The sequence below is a fragment of the Nonomuraea sp. NPDC048901 genome, from assembly GCF_040649695.1.
In the GTDB taxonomy this organism is placed as follows: Bacteria; Actinomycetota; Actinomycetes; order Streptosporangiales; family Streptosporangiaceae; genus Nonomuraea.
The window spans coordinates 773,783-785,672 of the sequence record NZ_JBEZFW010000005.1 but is presented as its reverse complement, the minus strand read 5'-3'; the positions used below and the strand labels follow the sequence as shown (position 1 = coordinate 785,672).

At 69.2% G+C, this 11,890-nt stretch carries 14 protein-coding genes; 5 read left to right on the top strand and 9 right to left on the bottom strand.

Annotated features, from left to right (window positions below; genetic code table 11):
- Positions 1-182 precede the first annotated feature (182 nt).
- Entirely contained in the window at positions 183-1,736 is a 1,554-nt protein-coding gene (locus AB0C30_RS21230) for a hypothetical protein (RefSeq protein WP_357946328.1), read from the bottom strand.
- Positions 1,737-2,089: 353 nt separating this feature from the next.
- On the opposite strand from AB0C30_RS21230, the gene AB0C30_RS21225 reads away from it, so the two are divergent.
- From AB0C30_RS21225 to AB0C30_RS21205, 5 genes are all read left to right on the top strand, one after another.
- Positions 2,090-2,449: a hypothetical protein gene (locus AB0C30_RS21225; protein WP_357946325.1), complete on the top strand. Its 360-nt coding sequence runs from the start codon at positions 2,090-2,092 to the stop codon at positions 2,447-2,449.
- A 52-nt stretch (positions 2,450-2,501) separates the two neighbouring features.
- Complete coding sequence (locus AB0C30_RS21220) at positions 2,502-2,918, top strand: DUF5713 family protein (RefSeq protein ID WP_357946323.1); 417 nt, start codon at positions 2,502-2,504, stop codon at positions 2,916-2,918.
- A 651-nt stretch (positions 2,919-3,569) separates the two neighbouring features.
- Positions 3,570-3,890, top strand: coding sequence for a hydrophobin family protein (locus AB0C30_RS21215; protein WP_357946320.1), 321 nt, complete (start codon positions 3,570-3,572; stop codon positions 3,888-3,890).
- A complete protein-coding gene (locus AB0C30_RS21210) occupies positions 3,887-4,012 on the top strand; it encodes a hypothetical protein (RefSeq protein ID WP_357946318.1) in 126 nt (41 codons plus the stop codon). Before AB0C30_RS21215 ends, AB0C30_RS21210 begins: the two co-directional genes overlap by 4 nt.
- Positions 4,009-4,305 (top strand): UTRA domain-containing protein, encoded by a 297-nt coding sequence (locus tag AB0C30_RS21205; protein WP_357946315.1) that lies wholly within the window; start codon positions 4,009-4,011, stop codon positions 4,303-4,305. Before AB0C30_RS21210 ends, AB0C30_RS21205 begins: the two co-directional genes overlap by 4 nt.
- A 32-nt stretch (positions 4,306-4,337) precedes the next feature.
- On the opposite strand, the gene AB0C30_RS21200 is transcribed toward AB0C30_RS21205, so the two are convergent.
- The 8 genes from AB0C30_RS21200 to AB0C30_RS21165 all read right to left on the bottom strand — a co-directional run bounded on the left by AB0C30_RS21200 (position 4,338) and on the right by AB0C30_RS21165 (position 11,881).
- Positions 4,338-4,751, bottom strand: coding sequence for a VOC family protein (locus AB0C30_RS21200; protein ID WP_357946312.1), 414 nt, complete (start codon positions 4,749-4,751; stop codon positions 4,338-4,340).
- 316 nt (positions 4,752-5,067) lie between these two features.
- Positions 5,068-6,603, bottom strand: coding sequence for an AMP-binding protein (locus AB0C30_RS21195; protein WP_357946310.1), 1,536 nt, complete (start codon positions 6,601-6,603; stop codon positions 5,068-5,070).
- 99 nt (positions 6,604-6,702) lie between these two features.
- A complete protein-coding gene (locus AB0C30_RS21190) occupies positions 6,703-7,605 on the bottom strand; it encodes an SDR family oxidoreductase (protein ID WP_357946307.1) in 903 nt (300 codons plus the stop codon).
- Between the two features lie 36 nt (positions 7,606-7,641).
- Complete coding sequence (locus tag AB0C30_RS21185; RefSeq protein WP_357946305.1) at positions 7,642-8,790, bottom strand: thiolase; 1,149 nt, start codon at positions 8,788-8,790, stop codon at positions 7,642-7,644.
- A complete protein-coding gene (locus tag AB0C30_RS21180; RefSeq protein WP_357946302.1) occupies positions 8,787-9,173 on the bottom strand; it encodes an OB-fold domain-containing protein in 387 nt (128 codons plus the stop codon). The genes AB0C30_RS21185 and AB0C30_RS21180 overlap by 4 nt, the downstream gene beginning before the upstream one ends.
- Positions 9,170-10,009 (bottom strand): MaoC/PaaZ C-terminal domain-containing protein, encoded by an 840-nt coding sequence (locus AB0C30_RS21175; protein WP_357946299.1) that lies wholly within the window; start codon positions 10,007-10,009, stop codon positions 9,170-9,172. The genes AB0C30_RS21180 and AB0C30_RS21175 overlap by 4 nt, the downstream gene beginning before the upstream one ends.
- A gap of 89 nt (positions 10,010-10,098) precedes the next feature.
- Complete coding sequence (locus AB0C30_RS21170) at positions 10,099-10,752, bottom strand: response regulator transcription factor (protein WP_357946296.1); 654 nt, start codon at positions 10,750-10,752, stop codon at positions 10,099-10,101.
- Positions 10,730-11,881 (bottom strand): histidine kinase, encoded by a 1,152-nt coding sequence (locus AB0C30_RS21165; RefSeq protein ID WP_357946293.1) that lies wholly within the window; start codon positions 11,879-11,881, stop codon positions 10,730-10,732. Before AB0C30_RS21165 ends, AB0C30_RS21170 begins: the two co-directional genes overlap by 23 nt.
- Positions 11,882-11,890 lie beyond the last annotated feature (9 nt).

Genomic DNA, 11,890 nt, shown 5'->3' with positions numbered 1-11,890 from the left:
CGCGCCTGCGTAAAGTGGGGTTTCCACACAGGTAGGTGGTCCCTAAGTGCAGGTTAAGCCGGTGATCAGAACTGTATGAGAGGGTTGACGGCAGCCTTATCACAGCTGGTCACGGCCCGGTTATCCGTATGAACCTGGTCGGAAATTTACCTTGGGCGGCAACCACACAGGTCAGGGACGGTTTAATCGGCCCTCGTCCGCTTGAGCGGGTCGGCTCCTCGCGCGAGTACCAGGTCGGGGAGCTGGGCGAGGATCGGGTCAGGGCCCAGTGTACGGATGGGGATGTGGTGGGCGGTGGCGGCCAGGGCGCGCAGGTGCGGCGGGGTGAGCGGCCGGACCGCCCAGCACACCAGTTGCGCCGCGCGTTCTTCGGTGCTGGGGGTGCGGGCGGGCTGCTCATCGGTCGCCGGGGCCGGTGGATCCACGGCCAGGAAGGCGACCGGTGCCATCCGGGGATCTTCGCCGAGCGGACGCACCCGCGCCCACGCCTGACCGTCGCGCATGCCGAGCCGGACGTACGGTTGCGGGCACAGCTGCCAGCCACTGCGGCGCAGCCGGGAGGACTTCCTGGCCATCGGCGACAGCCAGTGATTGGGGATGAGCACGGCCCCGTGGGCGGGATGCCACAGCACCCCGCAGTCGACGTCGGCCTCGTCCTCGGCGGCGCCGGCGTGGTCCGCGTAGCCGGCCAGCATGGTCTGCAGGCAGGCGATGGTGTCGGCCGGCGTTCTGTGCCGGGCGATCATCGCGCCGCCCCGATACACCAGGTACAGGTTTCTGGGCCGTTCGACGGTGAGGGTGGCCGGCGCGTACGCGGCGTCGGCGGTGTGCGCCGACAGCCAGCCGTCGAGTTCGCCGGTGACCGCACCCCGGGTGGCGATCCCCACGACGCGGTCGCCGGCGCGGACCGGCCGCACCGAGGTGCCCTCGCCGGAGGTGACGTTCACCGAGCAGGAACTGGGGGTTTCCATCACCACTCGGTCGGGTTCGTCCCCGAGCATCGACACGATCGCGGCGCTCACCTGGTGGTAGCCCTCCAGGATCCGCGGGGGCGCGCCTGGGCGGAGCAGCACGCCGCTGGGGGTGCCCAGGGGCGCGGCCGCTCGGGCCATCTCGGCCAGCTCGGGCAGATCGGCCAGCTCGGCCAGCTCGGCCAGGTCGGGCAAGTCGGGCAAGTCGGTCGACTCGCCCGTCTCGGGCAGGCTGGCCGGGTCGGGCAGGTCGGCCAGCCGATCGAGTCCGGTGCCGGAAAAGGCTCCGAACAGCCGAATCCGATCGTCGCCGGACACCACCACACCGCCGTCCCGCAAGGGCGCGTTGGCGGCCAGGTCGGTCAGGAGCTGGTCGCAGTAGGCGCAGTCACGGCCCACCCCGACCGCCAGGATCGGCGTGCCGACTCGCGGGAACAGGGCGGCCCGCTGAAGCAGGTCACGCCGCAGTGCCCGCCCGCGCTCCTCGTACTCCTCGATCTCGGGATCACCGACCAGAATCGCGGCCTGGTCGTCCAGCGTGATGAGGCCCGCGCTCGCCCACACCCGCAAGCAGCTCAGGGCCGCCTGCCCGGGCGATCCATCCAGCTCGATCGCGACGATCCACCGCAGCCAGCAAGCCGCCGGGGCGTTGAGATACGCGCCGATCGCGGTATCGGTGCGCACCAGCACCGCCCCACCGGACGCCAGCCCGGCCAGGACCGTCTGCGGCCCCCAGCCGATCTTCATCGACAGCGGCGCCTGCACACGGAGAGGTCGGGGGCAAGCGAGCAGCAGACCAGCCCCGGGCAGCATCGGCCGACCGGCCCAGCGATGCCGCTACACAGGTCGCCTTCGGGTATGCATGCTTGGCTGGCCGTGTAGACCTGGGTGAAGAATTCTGGCGAGTCCATGCGATGTGCTCCTTGACGTACTGGCGGCCATTGCGTTGTGCGAGGCCACAACCAGCGTCAATCACTGTAAGCATCCAGTCAATTGCATAAAGTGATGCAGGTCGGGCGTATCGGCCGACCCGCTACACACTTCTCCCCGAAAGGGTCAGGCCCCGGGAAGCTCCGGCCACTGAGCCTGCTGCGCATCTCGCCTCATAGAGTGCAGGGATGGGGACCAACGGTCGGCTCCGTAGCCTCGTCGTCGGTGATGCGACCTGGCTGTGGTCGGTACATCACAAACATGCCGAATGCCGCGAGATCCTCTCTCTTCACCGCGAGGGCGCCGGTGTGACCCTGCGCATCGTCTTTCGCGCGGGTCCCGGCCGCTACGTCGCCGAGGGGCACTGGTACGCGGGCTCGATCACCAATGGTCGCGGAGATCTGCTCAACCTCCACGAGCCGGGGGTCGTCCGGCGACTCCTCGACGAGACAGCGGCGCGCGATGCCCTGCCCACAATCCCTGGTGAGTCGGAACTGGACGGCTGGCCTCTCTTCGACGCACTCGTCAGCCGGGGCGACCGTCCTTGAACGTGGGCCGATACGAGCACGTTTGATCCCGCGCGCCGCTAGTCTGCCTCCGATGGCGATCAGATCCGCTGCACGCGAAGCCGGAGCCGCCGAAGAACCCGACCGATGGGGAGAACAGGGGATCCCGGTGCCGCCCACAAACGAGCGAGTGGTCAACCACGCATTTCTCAGAGGCATGTACGACGACAGGTATTTTCCCGATCACGTTGTCGACAAGGGGAAAGCGATCCTGCTGAGGCTGTGCGAGCGGATCGAGGCCGAGCGGCCTTCGGATCTGGCGGCGTTGTATCTGCTCACGGAGGTCGCGACGGAGGAGTTCAACGCGCTGGAGGCTGAGTTCGAGGCGGCCGACAGTGAGATCGAGACCGTCGCGCGAGAAGTGATCGCCGAGGACTTTTGGTTCGTGGCGTCGGCATACGGTTTCGCGGACGTGGATATGGAAGCTTTGATCGGCGCCCGCGAGTGGTGATGTTGTCGATACCACGATGAACTGAGGGGCCGACGCAGTGCTCGGGCTGGGTGCGCGACCCGCGTAAGGGCCTTTACAGCGCTTCGCCGCGTTGCCCTGCCCGACAAAACTCTCCTCACAGACTCGAACTTTCTGCGGGAACCCCAGAGAAGCCATTGCCCGTAGAACACTGTTACGGGCCCCTCCTCCGTCTCGCGATCCATCAATCTGGATCGTCGCTCGGGACGGGCAGGATTCATAAAAAGCTCCCTAAACCCGTATGCGCGGTGACCCGTCCCGAGCTCGTCGCGCGGAGAAAATGATCGCGGTCACGCCACGATCGTTCAGTCGGGGAAGGCGGCGCCGGAGCGCTGCCCACGTCCGCTGAAAGCCACGCTTAACCGCCGCCGCTCGCCCATGACCGGCAAATCGACCGGCTCGCCAGTGGGAAAGGGGTCGTGTTCGCGACCGCGAATTCAGGCCGCGCTGTTTGCACGGTCACCGCCAACAGAACCATGGGAGCTCGGTATGTCGAAGCCGGATGTCGTTCCGCTTCGACCGGATCTCTGACAGATCGCCTGCCGGCACGTCAACTGAAAGGCGGCAGAGCACACGCTGCTGGAGTCCCACTTCTGTATGGAACCCGTCCACCACTTCCTCTAAGGAGTCAAGGTGAAGATGCCTCTCGGCCGCCTCAGCGGCATCGTGGCCATCGCAACTCTCGCGCTCACCCTTCCCCTTACCGGCACGGGCCTCGCCCAAGCCGCCCAAACCATCCCAATGGCGTGCAACGCTGTCCAAAACAGCAGCGACCCCGCAATCAGCACTTTGTTGGGGCTCCTTGGGATCGTCGCCCCGCCGAATACTCCTGTGGGAGTCCAGTGCAGGCCGATGCCGAACGGTGACCCGAGCGTAAACTTCTGCGCCCAGAACAACTCGTTCAACGGCGTTGTCGCGTTCGGGCAGGTGCCCAAAAGCCACACCTGTCCGTGAACCGTGAGCTCGCCGTCCAGCGCCGCTCCCTTGTGCACAGCTGGTTCCGGGAGTGGCAGGCCGGGTCGCCGTTCGCCGGGCTCATGCAGGAGCGGATCGTCACGGCAGCTGGGAGCCGTTGAGCCTCACGAAGGGTACGCCGATCGCGGTGCCGGAAGGCGGCCAGCACGCGGGACTCGGCGTGACCCACCGGATGGCGGCGATCGGCATCCAGGTCGACACCTGGGACGAGGAAGTGTGGGCGCGGCCGGCCGCACGGGAGGAGGCGCGGACGCTCGGCATCAGCGCCGGCAGCATCGTGATGGTCGTCGAACGCAGCTACTTCGCGGGCGAGCTGGTGGTCGAAGTGGCCGACATCATCGTGCCCGCGGAGTCTACGAAGCTCGTCTACAACGGGCCGGTCGGCGACAGCTGAGGCGATCTACAACCGCGGCACCACGTGGGCGGCTATCGAGGGCGGGTCCCAAGCTGCTGAGAGACGCGCAGTAGATAGCCGTCCGGGTCCTGCACCGCGAACTGGCGCACGCCCACGGCATCGACGCTGCGGTCGTACCAGCGCTCTTCCAACGGCAGCCACATCTCGTAACCGCCGGCAAGCAGCGTGGTGTGAATCTGCTCCACGTCATCCACCTCAACCGTCAGGTTGATCCCACGCCCGTACGGGTGGTCCAGCTCCGCGCGTGGGTAGAGACGGTCCTGACTCCACGGCTGCTCCAACATCAAGTCCGCCGCCCCGTCACGTTCAAGGTAAGCGAATCGCTCCTGGGGGCGCTCGTAGCGAATCTCGAAGCCCAGCAGGCGATAGAAGGCCAGACTGGCCTGGATGTCGGAGCAGATCAGTTCAGGAACGAGTCGCGACATTTCGTCACTCTGGCAGTTCCCGAATGCTCCAGCAAATCTCACTATCGCCGTCCTCAGCGCCGGAGCCTGTAGCCGGTCAGCCTGGCCGCCTCATCACTTGCGGCGGTTGGCGACCATCACCACGAAAACGAACGTCGCGATGGCCAGGATCGCGGCTAACGCGATGATGAGCTCGATAACGCCGATGCCGAACATGGCCCTCCAAGCCGAGCGGGAGGTTACTCGTGGGGGCAGCGTACATCGACGCGCTCGGCTCGTACGGTCTCAAGTCAGCGCGGCTACTACGCCACGTAGCGACCCGGCGATCAACGGCTCGTCACCTCCCGTACTCGTCGCGCAGCTCACGGCGCAGCAGCTTGCCCGCCGCCGAGCGTGGGAAGTCGGAGCGGAACTCGTAACGGCGCGGACGCTTGTACGAGGCCAGCCCGTCCTTGCAGTACGCCGCTAGCTCGTCCGCGAGGTCCTCGCCGACCATGGCGGGGTCAGCGGGCTGGACCATGGCCAGTACGCTCTGCCCCCACTCGGGGTCCGGCACGCCGATCACGGCGACGTCGGACACCGACGGGTGCGTGATCAGGTGCTGCTCGATCTCCGCCGAGTAGATGTTCACGCCGCCGGACAGGATGAGGTCGGTGCGCCGGTCCAGCAGGTAGAGGTAGCCGTCCTCGTCGAAGCGGCCGATGTCCCCGACCGTGGGCAGGCCGTGGGCGCGGCCGGCGCGCGTCTTGTCGGGGTCGTTGTGGTACTCGAACGTGCCGGAGCCGCCGAAGTAGATCGTGCCCGCCTCCCCCACCGGCACCTCGGCGCCGGTGTCGTCGAGCAGCTTCACCACGAAGCCGGGGAAGGGCCGCCCCACCGTGCCGGGCCTGGCCAGCCATTCCGGCGAGCCGACCGTGCTGACCATCCCCTCGGTGGCGCCGAGGTACTCCCACAGGATCGGGCCGACCCATTCGATCATCTGACGCTTGACCTCAACCGGACAGGGTGCGCCCGCGTGCACCAGCGTGCGCAGGCTCGACAGGTCGTAGCGCTCCCGTACGGCCGCGGGCAGGCGCAGCATGCGGTGGAAGTGGGTCGGCACCATGTGGCTGGAGGTCACGCGGTAGCGCTCGATGTCGCGCAGCGTCGCCTCAGCGTCGAACCTCTCGTGGACGACCACGGTATGCCCGAGATGCAGGGCCGACATCGCGTACGAGCCGGGGGCGGCGTGGTACAGCGGCGACGTGACCAGGTGCGTCCCTTCCCCACTGACCAGGCCGGACATGCGGCTCAATCCGGTCGTCATCGCGGCCAGCCGCTCGGGGGTGAGGTCGGGCAAGGGACGCTTAACGCCTCGGGGCCGTCCGGTGGTGCCCGAGGTGTAGCCCATGATCACACCGGAGCTGCGGTCCGCGGGGTCCTCCGCCGAGCCCCCGAAGCCCTCGTACGAGGACCACCCCGGCGCCTCGCCGGCCACGGCGAAGCGGTGCTGGACGAGCGGGCCGAGCTCGGCGGCAAGGTCGGCGTGCGCGACGAGGACCTTGGCGTCGCTGTCGCGGACGATGTACGCCGCCTCCGCCGGCGCGAGGTGGGTGTTGATCGGCACCAGGTAAAGGCCGATCTGGCCGGTGGCCAGGACGAGCTCGAAGTACGTCGAGTCGTTCCTGACCATCGCGGCCACCACGTCACCGCGGACGAGGCCCAGGTCACGGAGCCCGTTGGAGACCTGATTGGCTCTCGCGCGGAGCTCACCGAAGGTGACCCGCCGCCGTTCTCCGAAGCCCAGCTCTCCAGGGCCGATCAGGGCCGGGCGGTCGGGATGGGCGAGGACCGCGGTGAAGAATCCGTCGGCGGCGACTTCGGTCGATGTCACGTGTCCTGGGTCCTTTCGCGAACACTGGCCCAACTGTGGTGACGCCCAACGGTGGTCAAGGTGCCCAACAGTGGTGAAGCTGCCCAACTGTGGTGAAGGTCAACCGGCGACCGGTCGGCCGCTCATGTCGACGTTTGGCGCGGCCTTGGCGACCAGGTCCGGGATCACGCTGCCGAGGTCCGCGGCGTCCCAAAGATCCTGCTTGGTCACTTCCGGGCCGAGCCGCCACGCCTCGGCGACACCGATCCGCCCGCCGCCGACGTCGAACACCCGCCCGGTGACAGCGTCGCTCTCCGTACTGGCCAGCCAGGCCACCAGCGGCGAGACCTGCTCGGGCCCGAGACCGGCGGCGTAATCGACCGGCATGACGGCCTCGGTGAGCCGGGTGAACGCGGCGGGCGCGACGGCGTTCGCGGTCACACCGTAGCGGCCGAGTTCCGTGGCCGCGATGAGGGTGAACGCGGCGATGCCGGCCTTGGCCGCACCATAGTTGGATTGGCCGAAGTTGCCGTAGATGCCCGAGGCCGAAGTGGTGTTGATGAGCCTTGCGCGCAGTGGCTGCCCGCTCTCCTTGGCCCGCGCGCGCCAGTATCCCGCGGCGAAATGGGTCGGCCCTGCGGTGCCACGCAGGTGGACCCGGATCACCGCGTCCCAGTTCTCCTGCGTCATGGACGCGATGGTCTGGTCGCGCAGGATGCCGGCGTTGTTCACCAGGACGTCCAGGCCGCCGAACTCGCCGATCGCCTGGTCGATGAGCCGCTTCGCGCCCTGCCAGTCGGCGACGTCGTCGGTGTTGGCGACGGCATTGCCGCCCGCCGCCACGATCTCGTCCACCACCAGTTGCGCCGCGCCGGCGTCGGACCCGGTGCCGTCCGTGGCGCCGCCGAGGTCGTTGACCACCACGTGGGCCCCCTGCCGCGCCAGTTCCAGCGCGTGCGTACGGCCGAGACCGCGGCCCGCGCCGGTCACGATCGCCACCCGGCCTTCACAGATACCGCTCATATGGGCTTTTACCTCCTAATGTCGTGTAGTTCCGGGTCAGGGTCTGCGGTTGGACAGCACCAGGCTCCCCGAGGCCGCGAAGAACATCCCCACGCCCTGCACGAACCCGATCTCCACATCCGGCACCTGCGCGTCCGCCTCGCCCCTGAGCTGGCGGACGGACTCCTGGATGGCGAACATCCCGTACATCCCGGTGTGGGTGTAACTGAGCCCGCCGCCGTTGGTGTTCATGGGCAGCGAGCCGCCCGGCCGGGTGTGGCCGTCGGCGATGAAGGCGCCCGACTCGCCGCGGCCGACGAAGCCGAGGTCCTCGAGCATGTACAGCGGTACGTGGGCGAAGGCGTCGTAGCACATCAGGTGGTCGATGTCCCCGTGGCTCACCCCGGCCGTGGCGAACGCCTCCGCGCTGGAGCGCCGGAAGGCCAGGCTGGAGCCTGGATCCTCCATCTGGGAGACCAGCGCGCCTTCGGCCGACTCGCCCGAGCCCAGTAGGTACACCGGGCGCCCGGGCAGATCGGCCGCCCGCTCGGCGCTGGTCAGCACCAGGGCGCCGCCGCCGTCGGTGACCACGCAGCACATGTCCTTGGTGAACGGGTAGGCGATCACCGGCCCGGCCAGCACCTCGTCCACGGTCACGATGTCGCGACGCATGGCGCGCGGGTTCTTGGCCGCCCACTCCCGCTGGGCCACCACCACCTGGGCCAGGTCCTCACGGCCCATGTCGCGCTCGTGCAGGAAGCGCAGGGCGGGCAGGGTGAAGGTGGCGTACGGCAGCACCGCCCCGTACGGCATCTCGAACTGGCCTCCGGCGGAGGCCGCGTTCATGCCGTACTGCGGCACGCCTACGCGTGATCTGCCCGACTCGCCGTGCGTGATGAGCACCACGTCGGCGGCCCCGGCCGCGATCGCGGCGGCGGCGTGCCGGACGTGCAGCATGAAGCTGCAGCCGCCGACCATGGTGCCGTCCAGCCAGCGGGGCGTGATGCCCAGGTGGTGGGAGACCTCCATGGCCAGCGGGCCGGCGGTGGCGATGCCGTCCACGTCCGCCGGCGTCAGGCCGGCGTCCTTGAGGGCGCGGCGCGCCGCCCGCGCGTGCAGCTCGATCATGGAGACGTCGGGCAGTACGCCGACCTGCTCGGTCTCCGCCGCTCCGACGATCGCGACATCGCCTCCGTGCATGCTCATGCCGTCACTCCCTCCGGCTGGAAGACCGGCACGTCATCCTGAAAGCAGACCTGTAGCCGCAGGTCCAGCGGCAGGTTCTCCGGTGTGGGCTCGACGCCCACGATGTTGGTCATGAGGCGTGGTCCTTCGTCCAGTTCGACCAGCGCGATCACCGGCGACAGTCCCTCCAGGCCCTTCATCGGCCGCTGGTTGATGACGTAGGACACGAGGCGCGCCCGGCCGGACACGGTCACCCAATGCACCTCCTGCGAGAAGCAGTAGCGGCAGGAGGGGCGCGGGTAGAAGTAGTGACGGTCGCAGGCGCCGCAGCGCTGCACCCGCAGCTCGCCTTGGCGGGCGCCTTCCCAGTAAGGCGCCGTCTCCGGCGTGGGCTGCGGCTTCACCGCGACGCCCCGGTGAACACGCCGCGGTCGAGCACCACGGTGTCTCCCACCTTGGTGATGAACCGGCCGTCGTCCCAGATGTGCACGGCGAGCTCCTGTCCGGGCACCACCGGAGCGGCGAAGCGGGCCGACATCCCGCCGAACGCCGCCGGGTCCGAGCCGCACAGCGTGTGCAGCAGGGCCCGGCCGGTGAACCCGTACGTGCACAGCCCGTGCAGGATGGGGCGTTCGAAGCCGGCGCGGGCGGCCAGCCACGGGTCGGAGTGCAAGGGGTTGCGGTCCCCGCTCAGCCGGTACAGAAGCGCCTGATCGATGCGGGTCGGGTAGACGACGACGTGGTCGGCCGGGCGGTCGGGCCGCTCCCACGGGGCCGACTCCCCCCGCTCTCCGCCGAAACCGCCCTCGCCACGGACGAAGATCCCGGTTCTGACCTCCACGACCGGCGCGCCCGTGTCGGCGTCGACGATCGTGGACTCCATGATGGCCAGCGCGCCGCTGCCCTTGTCGTAGATGCCCGCCACGTGGGAGGTCGAGCGCACCCGGCCGTCCACGGGCAGCGGACCGGCCAGCCGGATCGACTGCTCGGCGTGCAGGATCTGCGCGAAGTCGAAGTCACCCAGCTTGGGGCCGCCTCCGCCGCCGCCGAGCATCACGGCGAAGGTGGGCAGCACCTGCTGGGCGATCCCGTGTGAGTTCTCGGTGGTGAAGGGCAACTCGGCCAGTGGATCCTGCGCTCCGGCGCCGACCCCCAGGGCGTACAGGATGGCGTCCTTCGAGGTCCACGTGTGCTCGCCCGACTCCCAGGTCTGTCCGACGGCATCGAGGTTCATCGACATGTTCACTCCTTTCGCCCCCGAAATGTATATAGACGAAAGCCGTCTGTAAAGACGTTCCAGATCTTTATTCGAGACGGGGCTGGGCTGAGTCAGTCGACCAGGCCGGCGCGGTAGGCGGCGATGGCCACCTGTACGCGGTTCGTGACGGCGAGCTTGTCGAACAGATGGGAGATGTGGCTCTTGACCGTGGCCTCGCTCATGTTCAGGCGGGCCGCGATCTCGGTGTTGGAGCGGCCGAACCCGACCTCGGTGAGCACCTCGCGCTCGCGGGCGGTCAGGGCCTCCAGCCGGGCGAGCGCGTCACGGCGGCGCCGAATGGGCTGGTCAGTGGTGAGCCGGTGGATCAGCCGCCGGGTGACCCGCGGGGACAGCATCGAGTCGCCGCCGTGCGCGAGGCGGATCGCCCGGATCAGGTCGTGCGGCGAGGTGTCCTTGAGCAGGAACCCGCAGGCCCCGGCCTCCAGGGCGGCGAAGACGTGCTCGTCGCTGTCGAACGTGGTCAGGATGATCACCGCGGGTGCCCGGTCGAGCCGGCGGATGGCCCCGGTGGCGGCCAGGCCGTCGTACCGGGGCATCCTGATGTCCATCAGGACGACGTCGGGCCCGAGGCGGCGGACCGCCTCGACGGCCTGGTTGCCGTCCTCGGCCTCGCCCACGATCTCCACGTCGGGTGCGGACTCGATGATGAACCGCAGCCCCGCGCGGATCAGCGACTCGTCGTCAACCAGCAGCGTCCTGATCATGTGATTCCCCCGGCGATGTGTCCGCGGCGTGCCACGGCAGCCGGCCCTCAAGACGCCAGCCTCCCGCATCGTCGGGCCCGCCGCGCACCCTTCCGCCGATCAGCCGGAAACGCTCCGCCAGGCCCACCAGACCGACCCCGGCGCCGGTCTCCAGACTTGGCTGAAGCGATCGTCCGTTGACCACCGCGATCGTGACACCGTCTTCCCTGCTCCCGGTCGCCGTGACCGTGATCGGGGCTCCGTGGGCGTGCTTGTGCGCGTTGGTCAGGCCCTCCTGGACGAGGCGATGGGCGGCCCTGGCCGTCTCCGGCGGCCACGTGCCGATATCGCCGTGCAGGGTGACGGTGCCGCCGATCGATACCCAGGAGTCGACCAGCCGCCGCAGGTCGGGGAAGCCGTCGTCGTCATCGTCGGGCCCGGCGCGCAGCACGCCGAGGATCTTGCGCAGCTCTTCGAGCGCCTCCTGCGCGCTGACCCGGATCAGCGCCGCCTCCCGCTCGACGCGCTCCGGCCCGGCGCTCGCGTTCACCTCCAGGCCGCCGGCGTGCAGCGAGATGAGCGTGACCTTGTGCGCGAGCACGTCGTGCATCTCCCGGGCGATCCGGCCGCGCTCGGCGGACCTCGCCTGCTCGTTGCGCAGCCGCTGCTCGGTCTCGGCGCGTTCGGCGCGCTCGCGCAGTGATCGGGTCAGCTCGCGGCGGGTGGCGGCGTACGCCCCTGCCGCCAGCGTGACCCCGGTGGCGGTCACCGCCGAGATCAGCGCGTCCGTGCCCAACCGGCCGCCGTCCACCCACTGCTGGGCCAGGAACCCCGCCATGCCGATCGCCGCCAGCGCCAGGAAACGCGTGCCCGCGCCGGAGAACAGGCTGATCAGCAGCGGCCCCGGGTTGCCCGACAGCACGTACGCGCCCGCCCCGACGACGGCCACCGCGACCGGCCACCGGCCCCGGAACCACACCGCACCCGTGCCTGCCAGCCCGGCGGCGGCGATGACCGGTCGCGGCAGCGGCGCCCACGGCGTCTTGACCGCCAGGACGGTGAGGAACAGGCAGAGCGCCACGGAGGCCGCGCTGATCGCGTGTGGCCCGAGCGCGGCCGACCGCCGCGACGCCGCGCGGTACAACAGCATCGGTCCAGC

What these genes read in the sequence shown, in the direction of transcription:
- AB0C30_RS21165 (WP_357946293.1), bottom strand. Translation starts at nt 11,881, where the DNA reads ATGCTGTTGTACCGCGCGGCGTCGCGGCGGTCGGCCGCGCTCGGGCCA.
- AB0C30_RS21185 (WP_357946305.1), bottom strand. Translation starts at nt 8,790, where the DNA reads ATGAGCATGCACGGAGGCGATGTCGCGATCGTCGGAGCGGCGGAGACC.
- AB0C30_RS21190 (WP_357946307.1), bottom strand. Translation starts at nt 7,605, where the DNA reads ATGAGCGGTATCTGTGAAGGCCGGGTGGCGATCGTGACCGGCGCGGGC.
- AB0C30_RS21220 (WP_357946323.1), top strand. Translation starts at nt 2,502, where the DNA reads ATGGCGATCAGATCCGCTGCACGCGAAGCCGGAGCCGCCGAAGAACCC.
- AB0C30_RS21200 (WP_357946312.1), bottom strand. Translation starts at nt 4,751, where the DNA reads ATGTCGCGACTCGTTCCTGAACTGATCTGCTCCGACATCCAGGCCAGT.
- AB0C30_RS21225 (WP_357946325.1), top strand. Translation starts at nt 2,090, where the DNA reads ATGGGGACCAACGGTCGGCTCCGTAGCCTCGTCGTCGGTGATGCGACC.
- AB0C30_RS21175 (WP_357946299.1), bottom strand. Translation starts at nt 10,009, where the DNA reads ATGTCGATGAACCTCGATGCCGTCGGACAGACCTGGGAGTCGGGCGAG.
- AB0C30_RS21170 (WP_357946296.1), bottom strand. Translation starts at nt 10,752, where the DNA reads ATGATCAGGACGCTGCTGGTTGACGACGAGTCGCTGATCCGCGCGGGG.